The sequence below is a fragment of the Streptomyces canarius genome, assembly GCF_014650735.1.
Taxonomy (GTDB): Bacteria; Actinomycetota; Actinomycetes; order Streptomycetales; family Streptomycetaceae; genus Streptomyces; species Streptomyces olivaceoviridis.
The window spans coordinates 79,594-96,758 of the sequence record NZ_BMVN01000019.1 but is presented as its reverse complement, the minus strand read 5'-3'; the positions used below and the strand labels follow the sequence as shown (position 1 = coordinate 96,758).

General features: G+C 74.8%; 13 protein-coding genes. 9 read left to right on the top strand and 4 right to left on the bottom strand.

Going from position 1 to position 17,165, the window contains the following annotated elements:
* Positions 1-12 precede the first annotated feature (12 nt).
* The gene (locus tag IE294_RS25575) at positions 13-1,170 is read left to right on the top strand and encodes an ROK family transcriptional regulator (protein ID WP_189889880.1); all 1,158 of its coding nucleotides are present in this window, start codon (positions 13-15) and stop codon (positions 1,168-1,170) included.
* A gap of 207 nt (positions 1,171-1,377) precedes the next feature.
* On the opposite strand, the gene IE294_RS25570 is transcribed toward IE294_RS25575, so the two are convergent.
* Entirely contained in the window at positions 1,378-2,139 is a 762-nt protein-coding gene (locus tag IE294_RS25570) for a GntR family transcriptional regulator (RefSeq protein WP_189889878.1), read from the bottom strand.
* 264 nt (positions 2,140-2,403) lie between these two features.
* Complete coding sequence (locus tag IE294_RS25565; protein WP_189889876.1) at positions 2,404-3,288, bottom strand: RNA polymerase sigma-70 factor; 885 nt, start codon at positions 3,286-3,288, stop codon at positions 2,404-2,406.
* A gap of 122 nt (positions 3,289-3,410) precedes the next feature.
* Here IE294_RS25565 and IE294_RS25560 point away from each other — a divergent pair, with 122 nt between their 5' ends.
* From IE294_RS25560 to IE294_RS25535, 6 genes are all read left to right on the top strand, one after another.
* Positions 3,411-4,064, top strand: coding sequence for an NADPH-dependent F420 reductase (locus IE294_RS25560; protein WP_189889874.1), 654 nt, complete (start codon positions 3,411-3,413; stop codon positions 4,062-4,064).
* 203 nt (positions 4,065-4,267) lie between these two features.
* A complete protein-coding gene (locus IE294_RS25555; RefSeq protein WP_189889872.1) occupies positions 4,268-5,098 on the top strand; it encodes an alpha/beta fold hydrolase in 831 nt (276 codons plus the stop codon).
* A 117-nt stretch (positions 5,099-5,215) separates the two neighbouring features.
* Positions 5,216-6,802, top strand: coding sequence for an alkaline phosphatase D family protein (locus IE294_RS25550; RefSeq protein WP_189889870.1), 1,587 nt, complete (start codon positions 5,216-5,218; stop codon positions 6,800-6,802).
* Between the two features lie 191 nt (positions 6,803-6,993).
* On the top strand, positions 6,994-8,403 hold the full coding sequence (locus IE294_RS25545; RefSeq protein WP_189889868.1) for an SWIM zinc finger family protein: 1,410 nt from the start codon (positions 6,994-6,996) through the stop codon (positions 8,401-8,403).
* Positions 8,400-11,108 carry a DUF7824 domain-containing protein gene (locus tag IE294_RS25540; RefSeq protein ID WP_189889866.1) on the top strand — a complete coding sequence of 903 codons (2,709 nt, stop codon included), beginning with the start codon at positions 8,400-8,402 and terminating at the stop codon, positions 11,106-11,108. Before IE294_RS25545 ends, IE294_RS25540 begins: the two co-directional genes overlap by 4 nt.
* A 159-nt stretch (positions 11,109-11,267) precedes the next feature.
* Positions 11,268-12,668, top strand: a complete 1,401-nt coding sequence (locus IE294_RS25535) for a GNAT family N-acetyltransferase (protein WP_229917342.1) — start codon at positions 11,268-11,270, stop codon at positions 12,666-12,668.
* 109 nt (positions 12,669-12,777) lie between these two features.
* Here IE294_RS25535 and IE294_RS25530 read toward each other — a convergent pair whose 3' ends face one another.
* The gene (locus tag IE294_RS25530) at positions 12,778-13,980 is read right to left on the bottom strand and encodes a trans-sulfuration enzyme family protein (protein ID WP_189889863.1); all 1,203 of its coding nucleotides are present in this window, start codon (positions 13,978-13,980) and stop codon (positions 12,778-12,780) included.
* A gap of 60 nt (positions 13,981-14,040) precedes the next feature.
* On the opposite strand from IE294_RS25530, the gene IE294_RS25525 reads away from it, so the two are divergent.
* Positions 14,041-14,526 carry an Lrp/AsnC family transcriptional regulator gene (locus tag IE294_RS25525; protein WP_058083750.1) on the top strand — a complete coding sequence of 162 codons (486 nt, stop codon included), beginning with the start codon at positions 14,041-14,043 and terminating at the stop codon, positions 14,524-14,526.
* Positions 14,527-14,579: 53 nt separating this feature from the next.
* Complete coding sequence (locus IE294_RS25520) at positions 14,580-16,271, top strand: DUF885 domain-containing protein (protein ID WP_189889861.1); 1,692 nt, start codon at positions 14,580-14,582, stop codon at positions 16,269-16,271.
* Positions 16,272-16,303: 32 nt separating this feature from the next.
* On the opposite strand, the gene IE294_RS25515 is transcribed toward IE294_RS25520, so the two are convergent.
* Positions 16,304-17,146 (bottom strand): SDR family oxidoreductase, encoded by an 843-nt coding sequence (locus IE294_RS25515; RefSeq protein WP_189889859.1) that lies wholly within the window; start codon positions 17,144-17,146, stop codon positions 16,304-16,306.
* Positions 17,147-17,165: the final 19 nt, after the last annotated feature.

Genomic DNA, 17,165 nt, shown 5'->3' with positions numbered 1-17,165 from the left:
GGAGGACGGACGGTGGGGCAGCTGACCGGTGGCGATCCCTCGCTGCTGCGAAGGATCAATTCCGCGGTGGTGCTGCACGCGCTGCGTACCACGGACTGCGCGACGCTCACCGAGATCACCCGCGTCACCGGACTGTCCCGGCCGACCGTCGAGGGCGTCGTGGAGGGCCTCATCGAGGGCGGCCTGGTCGTGGAGACGGCGGCCGAGGACGGCGGTGCCCGGCGGCAGGGGCGGCCCGCCCGGCGGTTCCGGTTCCGGGCCGAGGCGGGGCATCTGCTGGGCCTGGAGATCGGTCCGCACCGGGTCGCCGCGCTCCTGTCCGACCTGGACGGGCGGGTGCTGGGCGCGCAGGCCAAGGAGGTCGGCGAGACGGCCCCGGCGGACGAGCGGCTGGACCGGCTGCGCGGCGCGGTCGCGGAGCTGCTGCGCCGGGCCGGGGTCGCGCGCAGCTCGCTGCGGGCCGTGGGCGTGGGCACGCCGGGCATCGTGGAGGCGGACGGCACGGTGCGGCTGGGTACGGCCCTGCCGCAGTGGACGGGTCTGAAGCTGGGCGAGCGGCTGAGCCGTTCCTTCCGCTGTCCGGTGCTGGTGGAGAACGACGCCAACGCGGCGGCGGTCGCCGAGCACTGGAAGGGCGCGGCGGCCGAGACGGACGACGTGGTGTTCGTGCTGGCCGGGCTGAGCCCGGGGGCCGGTTCGCTGATCGGCGGGCGGCTGCACCGGGGCTACGGCGGGGCGGCCGGGGAGATCGGCGCGCTGCACCTGCTGGGCCGGGAGGCGACGCCGGAGGCGCTGCTGTCCACCACCGACGAGCCGCTGCACCCGCTGGACGAGCAGGCGGTGGCCGAGGTGTTCGCGCTGGCGCGCAAGGGCGACCAGCGGGCCCGGGCGGCCGTGGAGCGGTTCATCCAGCGGCTGGTGCACGACGTGGCCGCGCTGGTGCTGGCGCTCGATCCGGAGCTGGTCGTGATCGGGGGGTGGGCGGCCGGACTGGACGGGGTCCTGGAGCCGCTGCGGTGCGAGCTGGCCCGCTACTGCTTGCGGCCGCCCCGGGTGGCGCTGTCCATGCTGGGGGAGGCGGCCGTGGCCACGGGGGCACTGCGGCTGGCTCTCGACCACGTGGAGGAGCAGCTGTTGGCGGTCGACGGCACGGTGACCGCCCGCCGGTGACCAGGGCGCCGGGTGCGTCGGTCGTGCCGGGTCCAGCGAATCCTGCCTGATGCGGCGCTGCCGCCGCTGCGGCGCTCTTGCCGCTGCGGTGGTCCTGCCAGGTGCGGTGGTCCTGCCAGGTGCGGCGCCTCGTCGCGGGTCGCGCCCGCGCGGCGGAGCCGCACCTGAATGCGGCCCCGCGCCCCCGGGGCGGCTGTCCGCCCGGCGTCAGGAGGCTCGCTTCTCCGGGTCGTGGTGTATTTCCACCCCGGCCGACTCGCCGAAGGTGAGCCGGCAGGTGTCGGCGCGGTAGGTCGCGACCGAGAGCGCCGCCGTACGGCCCTGGACGAAGAAGCGGGTGGTGACGACGAGGACGGGTGAGCCGGGGAGCCGGTCGAGTTCCTTGGCGTCGTCCGCGCGCGCGGAGCCCAGCTCGACGGCGCGGTCCTCCCCTTCCAGCGGCAGGTGCTGCAACTCGCGCAGTACCGCACGCGCGCGTGCCGCGCCGGACGGGGCGTCGATCGCGGTCAGGCCGGGCACGGATACCGCCGGGATGTAGAGCAGTTCGGTGGCGACCTGCTGGCCGTGGGACATGCGGGAGCGGCGCACGGTGTGGACGGGCTCGTCCGCGCCGGTCTCCAGGGCCGCGGCGACGGCGGCGGGCGGTGGCGCCTGCACGCTGTCGACGGGCTGCCAGGCGTCTCCGGCGGCGCCGGGCCAGGTGTGCTGTTCGGTGCCGACGGCCACGCCCACGCGCGGGGGCGCGACGGTCGTACCGACCCCGCGGCGGCGCTGGAGCCGGCCCTCCAGTTCCAGTTGTTCGAGTGCCTGGCGGAGCGTGGCGCGGGCCACGCCGAAGCGGGCCGCGAGATCACGCTCGTTGGGCAGGATCTCGCCGACCGAGAACTCGGAGTCCAGTGCCTCGGTGAGCACGGTTTTCAGATGCCAGTACTTCGGTTCCGGTACCGATTCCAGCTGCGTGGTCCCCACCCTGTCCTCCGCAAGAGCCGTGGTCCGGCGGTTTTTAGCGCCCTTGTTTATTAAAGGTTGTTGCACTTCTCTGCGACGATAGGGCGGCCGTCACCCTTGGTCAAGACCAATCCTCGGTCCCTGCGTGAACGGACGGCTGACCCGCGCGCGGCGTTCACGCGGCGTTCGTGTGCGGCGGTGCGTGTGACGTCGCGGCAACGCGCCCGTCGCACGACGGAGCCCCCGCCGGACGACGGGGGCTCGGGCGCGCGGCGGGGCGGTGGCTCAGTGGCCGGTGAGGTGCCGCAGCTTGTCGGGGTTGCGGACGATGTAGACGGCGGTGATGCGGTCGTCGGCGATGTCCACCTGGAAAAGGCTGTCGGGCTTGTCGCCGGACAGGACGAGCAGGGCCGGGCCGCCGTTGGTCTCCAGGAGGCGGTAGGAGATGTCCGCCGGGCCCGAGCGCGCGGCGCCGACGAGGAAGCGGCCGACCTTGTCGGCGGTGTGCAGGACGCGCACCGGCGCCTTGGCCTTGCCGCCGCTGTCGCCGACCAGCCGGACGTCCGGGGCGAGCAGGGACATCAGCCCCTCCAGGTCGCCCCCGGACGCGGCGGCGAGGAAACGCTCGGTCAGGTCCCGGCGCCGCACCGGGTCCACCTCGTACCGGGGGCGCCCTTCCGCCACGTGCCGGCGGGCACGCCCGGCGAGCTGCCGTACCGCCGGCTCGGCGCGGTCGAGCAGCGTGGCGATCTCGGCGTACGGGTAGCCGAACGCCTCCCGGAGCACGAACACCGCCCGTTCCAGCGGGGACAGCGATTCCAGGACGACCAGGACGGCCAGGGAGACCGTGTCGGCGAGCACCGCGCGGTCCGCGGTGTCCGGTGCGGTGTCGGCGAACTCGGTGAGGTACGGCTCCGGCAGCCACGGCCCGACGTACGACTCGCCGCGCGACTGCACCTGGCGCAGCCGGTCGATGGCCAGCCGGGTGGTGACGCGCACCAGGTAGGCGCGCGGTTCGCGGACCGCCGCGCGGTCGGCCTGGTACCAGCGCAGCCAGGCCTCCTGGACCACGTCCTCGGCGTCGGCGACCCGGCCGAGCATGCGGTACGCGACCCCCGTGAGCAGGGGCCGGTGCTCTTCGAAGACATCGGTGGCGAGGTCGGCGGTCACGGGGCCCATCCCAGCCGACACGCCGTGCGCTGTCCACCCGGAATGCCCGGCTCCAGGAGCGGTCCGGATCACAATGACCGCGGACCGCCGGCGGTCGGCGGCCGGTGACCGTGAGGTGGGCGATGCGGTACGCGGTGCTGGGCACGGGCGAGGTGGGCCGCACGCTGGCCGGCCGGCTGCTGGAACTGGGGCACGAGGTGACCCTGGGGTCCCGCTCCCGGGACAACCCGGTGGCGGCGGAGTGGGCGACGGCCGCGGCCGGCCGGGCGCACGCGGGGACGTTCGCGGACGCCGCCGCGGCGGGCGAGGTGGTCGTCAACGCGGTGGGCGGCCGGGTGGCGCTGGACGCGCTGGCGGCTGCGGGCGCGGAGCACCTGGACGGCAAGGTGCTGGTGGACGTCTCCAATCCGCTGGCGTTCGAGGACGGTCAGCCGCGGCTGGATCCGGTGGAGTCGGACAGCGTGGCCGAGCGGATCCAGCGGACGTTCCCGCACGCGCGCGTGGTCAAGACGCTGAACACGGTCAACTGCCAGGTGATGGTGGACCCGCGGCGGGTCCCGGGCGACCACCACGTGTTCGTGTGCGGGGCGGACCCCGGCGCCAAGCAGCAGGTGACGGCACTGCTCGGGGAGTTCGGCTGGCCGGCCGGGCGGGTGCTGGACCTGGGCGGCATCCGGTCGGCACGCGCGGTGGAGATGTACCTGCCGCTGTGGCTCGCGCTGTTCGGCCGCTTCGGGAACGCCGACTTCAACGTCGAGGTGCGCCGGGCGCGTTGAGGACCGTAGGACGGGGCCGCGCGAAGGGACCGTACGACAGGGCCGTGCGAAGGGGCCGTACGACGGGGTCGCGCGAAGGGGCCGCGCTACGGGGGCGTGTTACGGGGTCGTGTTACGGGGACGACGCTGAGGGCTACCGGCCGGTAGTAATTGCTGACAAGCTGTCTACGGCGTCCGTCAGCAGCCCAGCCGAGGAGCACCCCATGTCCGCCACCGTCTCCTTCGAGGTCCCCACCCCGCACGGCCCGCGCGATGTGAGCGTGTCCTACGCGCGCGTGGGCCGCGGCGAACCCCTGGTCCTGCTGCACGGCATCGGCCATCACCGGCAGGCCTGGGACCCGGTCGTGGACATCCTCGCCACCGAGCGGGAGGTGATCGCCGTCGACCTGCCGGGCTTCGGCGCGTCCCCGGGGCTCCCGGACGGCCTGAGCTACGACCTGCCCACCACCAACGCCGTGCTCGGCGCCCTGTTCGACGCGCTGGAACTGGAGCGTCCGCACGTAGCCGGCAACTCGCTGGGCGGCCTGCTCGCCCTGGAGCTGGGCCGGGAGAAGCTCGTCCGGTCCGTCACCGCCCTGTCCCCCGCCGGTTTCTGGTCCGAGGCCGAGCGGCGGTACGCGTTCACGGTGCTGCTCGCGATGCGGGGCATCGCCCAGCGGCTCCCGCTCCCGCTGGTCGAACAGTTGTCCCGCACGGCGGCCGGCCGTACCGCGCTGACCAGCACCATCTACGCCCGTCCCGCGCGCCGTCCGCCGGAGGCGGTGGTCGCCGAGACGCTCGCGCTCGTGGGCGCCACCGGCTTCGAGGCGACCCTGCGCGCCGGCACCACCGTCCGGTTCACCGACGACCTGTCGGGTCTGCCGGTCACGGTGGCCTGGGGCACCCGGGACCGGATCCTCGTGCGCCGCCAGGGCGTGCGCGCCAAGCAGCTCATCCCGCACGCCCGGCTGGTGCGGCTGCCCGGCTGCGGCCACTGCCCGATGAACGACGACCCGGCGCTGGTCGCGCGGGTCATCCTGGACGGCAGCCGCTGAGCACCGCTGACCGCCCTCCGGCCGACTGGAGTTCACTTCCGGTTCGTGTGCGCGCCGCAGCGCCCCAGTAGGTGTGGCTCTGCACACTGGCCGGATCCCGTCCCTGGAGGCGCAGCCATGTCCCACCGTCCGCTCCCCGGTCGCCGCAGCGTTCTGCGCGGCTCCCTCGCCGCGTCGGCGGCCCTGACCCTGCCCGTGGGCCTCGGCGCGGCCCCGGCGTTCGCCCGCTCCGGACGGCCCGCGGCGGGCTGGGGCGTCCAGACCGGTGACGTGACCGCCGACTCCGGTCTGGTGTGGGTGCGTTCGGACCGGCCCGCCCGGATGATCGTGGAGACCTCGGCCACCGAGTCGTTCCGCAGCCCCCGCAGGTGGCACGGCCCGCTGCTGGGCGCCGGCACGGACTTCACCGGCACCACCCGGCTGCACGGTCTGCCCTCCGGCGAGCAGATCCACTACCGGGTGCTGCTCGCCGACCCGGACGACCCGCGCCGCACCGGCGAGCCCGTGACCGGCACCTTCCGCACGGTCTCCCGGCGCCGCCGGGACGGCGTGCGGTTCCTGTGGTCGGGCGACCTGGCCGGCCAGGGCTGGGGCATCAACCCCGACCTCGGCGGCTACCGCATCTACGACGCGATGGCGAAGCTGGACCCGGACTTCTTCCTGTGCAGCGGTGACAACATCTACGCCGACGGCCCCATCACCGCCACCCAGGCACTGCCCGACGGCAGCACCTGGCGGAACATCACCACCGAGGAGAAGTCCAAGGTCGCCGAGACCCTCGCCGAGTACCGGGGCAACTTCCGCTACAACCTGCTCGACGCCAATCTGCGCCGGTTCAACGCCCAGGTGCCGTCGATCATCCAGTGGGACGACCACGAGGTGCGCAACAACTGGTACCCGGGCGAGGTGATCGCCTCCTCGGACACCCGCTACACCGAGAAGAGCATCGACGTCCTCGCCGCGCGGGCCCGGCGGGCGTTCAGCGAGTACTTCCCCCTCTCCACCCTGAGCCCCGACACCAAGGAGGGCCGCGTCTACCGGGTGCTGCGCCAGGGCCCGCTGCTGGACGTGTTCGTGCTCGACATGCGGACCTACCGCAACGCCAACTCCCCCGACGACCAGACCGTGGACCCGCAGGGCATCCTCGGCCGGGAGCAGCTGGAGTGGCTCAAGCGGGAGCTGGCCCGGTCGCGTGCGGTGTGGAAGGTGATCGCCGCCGACATGCCGCTCGGCCTGGTCGTCCCCGACCCGGTGGAGAACAGGCCGAACTTCGAGGCGGTGGCCCAGGGCGACCCGGGTGCCCCGCTAGGCCGTGAGTTGCAGATCGCCGAGTTGCTGCGGTTCATCAAGCACCGGCGGATCACCGGGACGCTGTGGCTGACGGCGGACGTGCACCACACCTCCGCCCAGCACTACCAGCCGTCACGGGCCGCGTTCACCGACTTCGAGCCGTTCTGGGAGTTCGTCTCGGGACCGCTGAACGCCGGCGCGTTCCCGGCCAGCGCGCTGGACGACACGTTCGGCCCGGAGCGGGTGTTCGTGAAGGCGCCGACCGCGTCGAACGTCTCGCCCGCGGGCGGCTACCAGTTCTTCGGCGAGGTCGACATCGACGGGGACAGCGGCGAGCTGACGGTACGGCTGCGGGAGCAGGACGGCACCGTGCTGTTCACACAGACGCTCCAGCCGGGCCGGGTCGGTCAGTAGGGGCGTCCGCGGGGCCGCCGCCAGGCGCTCCCGGACGCTTCGGACCGTGCCGCGCACCGGTGTCGCTTCCGGTGCGCGGCACTGCGCGGCGCCCGGGTGCGCGGCCCGGCTCCGCCCCCGCCAACCCTCCCTCCCAGCGGGCGTTTTCGCAGGTCAGGCCGATTGTCAGTGGTCGCCTCTACGGTTTTCCCATGACGCGATCTCTACAGGCCGTGACCTATCGGCGACCCTCCGTGCTGGATTCCTCCGCGGGCGGGCGCCGGCTCGGGCTGGAAACGTCCCGGGGGGCGACCCCGACGGGTGTGCAGGACCATCCGCGGTTCTTCGCGGGCTTCCTGACCTCTCCTCAGGTCGCCGCTGCGGCGCTGCTGGCCGTGGCCGACGTGGCGGCGGCGCGCTACTACCAGCCGCAGCTGCGCGCCTCGCTCGACCCCGTGGTCACGGGCAACGGCGATCGGCTGCGCTTCGAGTCCTTCTCGGGCTGCGGCGGCGTGTACGCACGGCTGGACGTGCTCGCCCCGGGCCTCGACGGCGGCGAGGTGGGGCACGGCACGACGAACGTCGACGTCAACAACCCACTGCGCGAGGCCCTGTCCCGGCTGGGCACGGACGATCCGCTCCATCTTCGGGTGGGCCCCGACGAGCTGGCGGTGACGACGCTGGACGGCCCGGTCGTGGAGAAGAAGGTTCCGCTGCCCGACCGGTGGCTGCGCGGCTTCGCCGAGGCCCAGGTGATCGCGGCCGGCTTCGACCTGCGGGCGGAGCTGCCGGCGGACGAGGCGGTGCGGTTCCTGCGCGGCCTGCCGAGGGCGGGCGGGGGACGGCGGGCCCCGGGCGGGCCGCGCTGGGTGGTGCCGGTGGGCCGGGGGTTGCGGCCGACGACACGGGCGGTGCCGGGTGCCGTCTGCCTGCCGGGCCCGGAGCGGCTGGCGGCGCTGCAACGGGTGCTGCGGCACTCCACGGCCCTGCGGGTCCACGGCCCCGCGCGCGGCGGTGGCGGCACGGCCGCGACGGCCGCCGCCTGGGAGGCCGTCCTGCCCGGCATGCGGCTCACGCTCACCCTGTCCCCCGACGCCTCGCGCGGTTTCTCGGGCGAGGGCGGCGTGCTGGACGCGCTCGCCACGGAGGAGGCCGCCGGGGACGCCGAGCTGATCGCCGTGCTGCTGGCCTGGGAACCCCGCGTCGAGGTGGCCGGTCTCGCGGCGGCCTCCGGACTGACACCCGAGCGTGTGCGCGCGGCCCTGATCCGCCTCGGCACCTCGGGACGCGTCGGCTACGACACGGCGGAGGCGGCCTACTTCCACCGGGAGCTGCCCTACGACTCCGCGCGTGTCGAGCGGCACAACCCGCGGCTGCGCTCGGCGCGGGCCCTGGTGGCGGCGGGTTCGGTGGCCCTGGACGGCACCCTGGCGACGGTGACCGCCGAGGACGGGCACGCGCACCGGGTGCGGGACGAGGCGGGCGTGCTCAGCTGTAGCTGTCTGTGGTGGGCGAGGTACCGGGGCGGGCGCGGGCCGTGCAAGCACGCGCTGGCGGTGCGGATGGTGCGGCGGGGCGCCGTGCCGGGACAGGACACGGCGATCGACGGGGGTGTGCGATGACCACGCTGACGGAGGCGGTACGGGCCGGGAGCACGGCGGACGTGCTACGGCTGGTGACGGACATGCCGGCCGCGCAACGGCGGGCCTGCCTGGGCGAGTTGAAGGAGCTGCGCACAGAGCTGCGCGGCGTTCCGGTCTGGGAGAACGGGGCGGAGCGGGTCCGCCGGGCGCTGCACCTGGCCGGGGCCGCCTGCCACACGGGAGCCGCGTCGGCCGCCGCCTGGCTCGCGGCGGGCGACATGCGCTGGAGCCAGGCGCCCACCGACGCGCTCCTGCGCGCGCTGGAGTGCCGGGACGCGGCCTGGCTCGCCGATGTGGCCCACCGGCTGGCACAGCGCCCGCTCTCCGCGCGCGTGCGGTACGAGCTGATGGCGGGACTGGTCAGCCGGGCGGGGTGCGAGGTGCCGGTGACGGACGCCTATGTGATCGGCTGGGTCCGGCACATCAGCGGCCGGAGCCTGAGCCGGGACGGCATGGCCGATCTGCTGCGCCGTGAGCCGCACCTCGCCCGGCTGGTCGGCGGGGTGTTCACCCTCTCGGACGTCGGCGAGGCCCGCTGGCTGCTCGACGAGGGGCCGGGCTGGTGGCAGAGCTCCGTGGCGGCACTGGCCGGGGAGGGCCTGCTGGACCGGACGTCCCTGATCGACGCCTGCGTCGCCCGGCTGCTGCGCGGCGGCGGCCCCACCGACCACCGGACCTTCCTGCCGTTCCTGACGGAACTCGCGCTCACCAGGGAGGAGGAGCGGGCGCGGATCGCGGACTGGACGGCGCTCGCCCGCGACGCGGCCTCCCCGGTCGCCTCCCACGCGCAGACGGTGCTGACCGCCCTGGCGCTGGACGGTGACCTGACGACGCGACAACTGGCCCAGGCTTCCGCAGGTCTGCTGTTCCGCGCGGAGAAGAAACTCGTGCGGGCCCAGCTGGTCCTGCTCGCGAAGGTGCTCTCCCGCACCCCCTCGTCGGCGGCGGAGCTGCTGCCGGTGGTGGCCCAGGCGTTCGGGCACGAGGACACCCAGGTGCAGGAGCGGGCGCTGAAGCTCGTCGAGCGGCACGCCGAGCGGCTGGACTCCGCCGAGCGGGGCGAACTCGTCACGGCCGCGGATCAGCTGACCCCGGCGCTGCGCACCCGGGCCGCCGCCGCGCTGGGTGTCGCCGCGGTCGGTTCCGAGGAGGTGTTCGAGGAGGTGCTGCCGCCCGCTCCGGAGCCGGTACGGCTGGAGCCGGCGCCGGCGACGGCGGCAGAACTGGCCGAGGAGCTGTCGGCGTTGCTGGTCTCCGACGGTGACGTGGCCGCGTTCGAGCGGGCGCTGGACGGTCTGGTGCGGCACGCGTACGAGGACGCGGACGCGCTGCGCGAGGCGCTCGCACCGGTGCTCGCGCGCCGTTGGTGGGCGGCGGACGAGCCCCGCCAGTGGCCGCGCGTGGACGACATGTTCGGCACCACCCGCTACGGCACCGTCGACGCCCGGGACGGCCTCGATCTGCTCCTCGCCACCCTGCACGGCAAGGTGAGCACGGCCACGCTCCACGCGGCGGTGCGGCAGGGGCCGAACGAACACGAGTGCGCGCACAGCGGGCTCGCCCGGGTCTTCGACGCCCGGCTCCGCGAAGTGGCCTACCGCCTGCGGACCGAGCCGCTGCCGCTGCTCCTGGCCACGCCCACCTGGGGCACGGGCCTGCTGGAGCCGGCGGAACTGGTGGACCGCCTCACGGAGTACCGGCGTCTGGACGCCCGGGTCGGCGCCGCCGACTTCGCCCAGGCCCTGCTGCGCGTGCGCAGGACCGACCGTGCGGCGGCCGGGGAGGCGGCGGCGCGGGCCAAGGCGCTCGGCACCCGGGAGGGCGGACGGCTCGCCCGCTGGCTGACCACCGGCACCCCCGCCCTGGGCGGCCGGCTCGCCCACGGGCTGCGTACGGGCACCACCGCCGCGGACCCGGTCCGGCGCCGGACCAAGGGCGTGCGGATCCTCGTGGAGCTGGGGGAGGTCCCGGAGCTGCGGGCGGGCTTCCCGCAGGAGTTCGGCCGGCTCGGCCGGCCGCTGTCCGTCTTCACCGACCGCCGGCACTGCGCCCACTGGAACGAGGCGATACGTCCGCACTGGCTCGCCGTCCTCCCGGAGCGGCGCGAGCTGGTCGCGGCGCGGCTGCTGCCCGACCTGGCCGCGACGGCCGTGGACGACGAGCGCGGGGCCGCCGCGCTTCCCCTGCTCGCCGAGGCGGACGGCGCGGCTGGTGAGGCCGTCCACCTGTGCGTGGCGTACGGACTCGGCGCGCGGCACCACGAGGACCGGCTCGCCGCGGTGGACGCCCTGCTGGTGCTCGCCGCTCGGGGACAGCTCGACGCGGTGCGGCTGGGCACGGATCTGGGGGAGCTGGTGGGGCGAGGCGCGGTGAAGGCGCGGCGGCTGGCCGAGTCGGCGCGGACCGGGGCCGCCACGGGAGCGCATGCGACGGTGTGGGAGGTACTGCGGCACGCCCTGCCCGTTCCGCTGGCGGGTCTCGCGACCGCCCGTCCGGAGGCGGCGGCCGTGGCGGCCCGGGGCCTCGGGGACCTGCTGGCCGTCGCGGCGGAGTGCGCCGAACGGTGCGGGGCCCGGGGAGACGTGCCGCATCTCCCGGAGACCGCGGACCGTGCCGGCTCCTCCCGGCTGGCCACTCAGGCGCGGCGGCTGCGGGACGCCCTCGGGGTGGAGGTGGCCGCCTGATCCGGACCGCGACGCCCGCGCCCGCTCCAGCTCCCGTCCCCCTTCCCCTCGACAGTAGAAAATGCAATAAAGAGGACGGAAGCATGCTTTACCCATCGGTCACAATCAGTTCGTGATCACGCAACACCCTTCCTTCACAGTGGCTGCATGACTCCAGACATGCCTGACGTGACCCGGGCGAGGCACGGGCGGCCCGTGCACCACTGGCGGCGGGACGTCGTCGAACTCGCCGCGCTCTTCACCGCCGTGGCCGTCGCGGACGCGGTGGCCAACCTGATCGGACACGGGCCCGACGGCCCGGCCCTGCTGATGATCTCGGCCATCGTGCTGGCCGCGACGGCGGGCTTCCACGTGTGGTGGTCACGCCGCCACGGACACGCGCCGCCGGTGAGCGATACCGGTGCCCGGCCGGCCGCCGAGACGCGGCCGGCCGGGCCTTCCGAGCAGCCCGCCGCCGACGAGGTCACGGGCGCGCTGTGGCGGATGCGGACGACGGTGAAGGACGAGCCGGGCTCCCTGGCCACCCTGTGCACGGCGCTCGCCGAGGGCCGGGTGGACATCCTGAGCCTCCAGACGCACCCGCTGGCCGACGGCACGGTGGACGAGTTCCTGCTGCGGGCGCCGGGCGCGCTCGCCGCGGCCGAGATCACCCGGGCGGTCGCGCTGGCCGGGGGCACGGACACGTGGATCGAGCGGGCCGACGCCCATGACCTGGTCGACGCGCCCACCCGGGTGCTCGGGCTGGCCGCCCGCACCGCCCTGGACACCGCCGAACTGCCCCTCGCGCTGCGCCAGTTGCTGGGCCGCTGCACAATCCGGACGCTGCCCGGCACCCCGGCCGGGGGCGGCCGGGGTCCCGAGCCGGTGCCGGTCGAAGGGGTCCTGGAGGACACCGTGATGCGGCTGCCGGCGCCCGAGGGCGGTGTGCTGACCGTGGAGCGGCCGTATCTGCCGTTCACCCCGACCGAGTTCGCGCGCGCCCGGGCGCTCGTGGAGCTGGACACCCGGCTCGGACCCCGGATCCCCCGTGGTCACGATGTGCTGACCCTGCCCGAGGGCGACCACATCACCGTGCGCCGGATCGACACCGGGGACCTGGTGGCGGCGCGGGCGATGCACGACCGGTGCTCGCCGCACACCCTCGGCCTGCGTTACCACGGCCCCGTCGGCGACGCGGACCGCTATCTGAACCACCTGCTCAGCCCCCGCTTCGGCCGGACGCTGGCCGCGCAGACCGCCTCCGGCCGGATCGTCGGCCTCGGGCACCTGCTGTGGGACGGCGACGAGACCGAGGTCGCGCTGCTGGTCGAGGACGACTGGCAGCGGCGCGGCGTCGGCGGGGAGCTGCTCGGCCGGCTGGTAGCGCTGGCGGCGGAGGCCGGCTGCGACAGCGTGTACGCCGTGACGAAGGCGTCCAACACCGGCATGGTCGCCGCGATGCGCGGCCTGGGCCTGCCGCTGGACTACCAGGTCGAGGAGGGCACCCTGGTCATCACGGCCCGCCTGGATCCCACACCGGTCGCCACCGCGCCCGGCCCCCAGCCGCCCCGCCTCGGCTGACGGCCCCCTCGACCCGCCACGACGGCGCTCAGCCGCAGCGGCGGTCAGCCGCTTCGGCGGTCACCGGCGGTGCCGTGCCCTGCGCGGACCACCCGAGGGGGCCTCCTGCTCAGCGCACCGCCTCCCGCAGCGGCGTCACCCGGCGTTCGCGGGGCGCGCCCAGGGCCTGGTCCAGGTCGGACCACAGGTCGTCGACGTCCTCCAGGCCCACCGACAACCGCAGGAGCCGGTCGCTCACCCCGGCCCCGCGGCGGTCCTCGGCGTCCACGATGCGGTGGCTGATGGAGGCGGGGTGCTGGATGAGCGTGTCGACGCTGCCCAGGCTCACCGCGGGGGTGACGAGCCGGACCCGGGAGATCACCTCGTGCGGGTCGCCGTGCACCTCGAAGGCGATCATCGCGCCGCCGAGCCGCGGGTACCGCACCCGGGCCACCCGCGGGTCGGCGGCGAGCCGGCGGGCCAGCTCGGCGGCGTTCGCGGAGGCGGCCCGCACCCGCACCGGGAGCGTGGACAGCCCCCGCAGCAGCAGGTAGCCCGCGAGCGGATGCAGGACTCCCCCGGTGGCGAACCGTATCTGCCGTAGCCGGCCCGCGAACTCCTCGTCGCAGGCGACCACCCCGGCCAGCACATCGCCGTGGCCGCCCAGGTACTTGGTGGCGCTGTGCAGCACCAGCCGGGCGCCCTGCTCGGCCGGGCGTTGCAGCACGGGCGTGGCGAAGGTGTTGTCGGCCAGCAGCGGCACCGAACCGCAGGCGTGCGCGATGGCCCGCAGGTCGAGTTCGGCGAGGGTCGGATTGGCCGGGGACTCGACCATCACCAGACCGGTGTCGGGGCGCAGCGCGTCGGCGATGCCGGCCGGGTCGGTCCAGGTGACCTCCGTGCCGAGCAGCCCGGCGGTGAGCAGGTGGTCGCTACAGCCGTACAGCGGCCGTACCGCGACGACGTGGCGCAGGCCCATGGCGGACCGGGCGAGCAGGACCGCGCTGAGCGCGGCCATGCCGCTGGCGAAGGCGACGACGGACCCGGTGCCCTCCAGGCGGGCGAGCGCGGTCTCGAAGCGGGCGACGGTCGGGTTGCCGAGGCGGCCGTAGACGGGCGGTCCGACGGGGTCGGCGCCGTCGGTGGCGAAGGCGTCGATGCGGGCGGCCTCGGCGCGGCTGTCGTAGGAGGGGTAGGTGGTGGACAGGTCGATCGGCGGGGCGTGCAGGCCCTGGCGGGCGAGGTCGTCGCGGCCGGCGTGCACGGCCTCGGTGGCCAGCGCTCTCGATGCGGTGCGTACGTCGTCGTAGGCACTCGGGCTCGATGTGTCCATGGCCGGAAGGGTGAACAGCGAACGGTTCCTGGGAGCCGGATGCCGTGCTACGTTCGGCCGGTGGCCGATTCCGTCGTACTGGATCCGGTCGATCTGCATCTGCTGCGGCTGTTGCAGAACGACGCCCGGACCACCTACCGCGACCTCGCCGCGCAGGTGGGCGTGGCGCCGTCGACGTGTCTGGACCGGGTGACGCGGCTGCGCCGCTCGGGCGTGATCCTCGGGCACCGGCTGCGGCTCGACCCGGCCAAGCTCGGGCGCGGCCTCCAGGCACTGCTGTCGGTGCAGGTGCGACCGCACCGGCGGGAGCTGGTGGGACCTTTCGTGGAGCGGATCCGGGCGCTGCCGGAGGCGCGGTCGGTGTTCCATCTGACCGGGCCCGACGACTACCTGGTGCACGTGGCCGTCGCGGACATGGCCGATCTCCAGCGGCTGGTGCTGGACGAGTTCACGGCCCGGCGCGAGGTGGCCCGGGTGGAGACCCGGCTGATCTTCCAGCAGTGGGAGTGCGGGCCACTGCTGCCGCCCGGCCACGCCCAGAGCTGAATCCCGGCAAACACGGATGACGCGGCGATCGTCCTCGTACGAGGATGGGCCGCATGTCTGAGACCCTGAGCCCGCTGCCCCGTCAGGTCGCCGACGCCTACGTGGACGACCTCATCGCCCTCGACCCGGTCACCGGGACGTACCTCGGTGTGAAGGAGAGTTCGAGCAGGCTGCCCGACTACTCGCCGGCCGGTCAGGAGGCCCTGGCCGCGCTGGCACGGACCACCCTCGCGAAGCTGGACGAGGCCGAGCGGCGGCCCGGCGCGGACAGCGACGTGGAGCGGCGCTGCGCGCGGCTGCTGCGGGAGCGGCTGACCGCCGAACTCGCCGTGCACGAGGCGGGCGAGCACCTGCGGGCGATCGGCAACATGAGCACGCCGGGCCACTCGGTGCGGGACATCTTCACGGTCACCCCGGCGGACACGGAGGAGGACTGGGCGGCGATAGCGCAGCGCCTGCGCGCGGTGCCCGGCGCGCTCGCGGGCTACCGCGCCTCGCTCCGACTCGGTCTGGAGCGCAAGCTGTTCGCCGCTCCCCGGCCGACCGCCACCTACATCGACCAGCTCACCGAGTGGACGGACACGGACGGCACGGGCCGCGGCTGGTACGAGGACTTCGCCGCCGCGGGCCCGCAGGCGCTGCGCGCGGAGCTGGACGAGGCGGCGCGTGCGGCGACCGGCGCCCTGGTGGAGCTGCGGGACTGGCTGCGGGACGTGTACGCGCCGGCGATCGAGGGCGCCCCGAACGTGGTCGGCCGGGAGCGGTACGCGCGCTGGGCCCGCTACTTCAACGGCACGGACCTGGACCTGGACGAGGCGTACGCGTACGGCTGGGCGGAGTTCCACCGCATCCTCGGCGAGATGAAGGAGGAGGCTGAGAAGATCCTGCCCGGCGCGGAGACGCCGTGGGCGGCGCTGGCGCACCTGGACGAGCACGGCCGGCACATCGAGGGCGTGGACGAGGTCCGGGAGTGGCTCCAGGGCCTCATGGACAAGGCGATCGAGGAGCTGGACGGCACCCACTTCGAACTCGCCGAGCGGGTGCGCAGGGTGGAGTCGTGCATCGCCCCGCCCGGCGGCGCCGCGGCCCCCTACTACACCGCCCCGTCGGAGGACTTCTCCCGGCCCGGCCGCACCTGGCTGCCCACGATGGGCCTGACCCGCTTCCCGGTCTACGACCTGGTCTCGACCTGGTACCACGAGGGCGTGCCCGGCCACCACCTCCAGCTCGCGCAGTGGGCGCACGTGGCCGAGAACCTCTCCCGCTACCAGGCGACGGTCGGCGGGGTCAGCGCCAACGCGGAGGGCTGGGCGCTGTACGCGGAGCGGCTCATGGACGAGCTCGGCTACCTGACGGGCCCGGAGGAGCGGCTCGGCTACCTGGACGCGCAGATGATGCGGGCGGCCCGGGTGATCGTGGACATCGGCATGCACCTGGCGCTCCCGATCCCGGCGGACTCGCCGTTCCACCCCGGGGAGCGGTGGACGCCGGAGCTGGCCCAGGAGTTCTTCGGCGCGCACAGCAGCCGCCCGGCGGACTTCGTGGAGAGCGAGCTGACCCGGTACCTGACGATCCCGGGCCAGGCGATCGGCTACAAGCTCGGGGAGCGGGCGTGGCTGCTGGGCCGGGAGAAGGCGCGTGAGCGGCACGGCGACGCGTTCGACCTGAAGGCCTGGCACATGGCGGCGCTGTCGCAGGGCTCCCTCGGCCTGGACGACCTGGTGGACGAGCTGTCCCGGCTGTGACCACCCAGGCCGCCCTGCGGTGACCGCCCGCGTCAGTGCCGGAAGCCGCCTTCCGAGGTGACGACCTCCCCCGTGATCCAGCCCGCCTCGTCGGTGGCCAGCCAGGCGATGAGGCGGGCCGGGTCGTCGGGCGCGCCCCAGCGTCCAGCCGGGGACCGCTCGGCGACGGCGGCGTGGACCTCGCCGGTGGCGTACCCGGTGTCGACGGGGCCGGGGTTCACGGCGTTCACCGTGATCCCCCGTTCCACGAGCGTCGTGGACAGGGAGCGGGTGATGGAGGCGAGGGCGCCCTTCTGGAGGGCGTAGGCGATCTCGCCCGGCATGCCGCCGCCGAGGTCCTGTCCGGACGTCATGAGCACCACGCGTCCGCCGGGCGTGCCCGGCGGCAGGGCGGCGCGCGAACGGGCGTACGCCTGGACGAGCAGCAGCACCGAGCGGGTGTCCACGGCCCAGTGGGCGTCGAGCATCGCGGCGTCGATGTCGTCCAGGGCGCCGTCGGAGCCGCTGAGGGCGTGGTTGGCGACGAGGATGTCGAGGCGGCCGAACTCCTTCACCGCGGTGGCGACCAACCGGGCCGGTTCCGTCGGGTCCGCGAGGTCACCGGGGCCCGGCACGACCCGCGCCCCGGGGGCGCCGAGCGCCTCGCGCACGGAGTCGGCGACGGCGTCGGGGTCGTCCGCGCCCCAGGGCATGGCGGCGTCGTGCGGCACGTGGTGGTGCAGGTACACACTGGCGCCGTAGGCGGCCAGCCGCCGGGCCACGGCGTGCCCGATCCCGGCCCGCCGGCTCGCGCCGGTGACGAGTGCGGTACGGCCGCGCAGGGGCAGGGGGTCGCGGCGCAGTTCGGCCGGGGCCGGCCGCGGGGGTGTGGGCATGAACGCACACCTTAGGAAG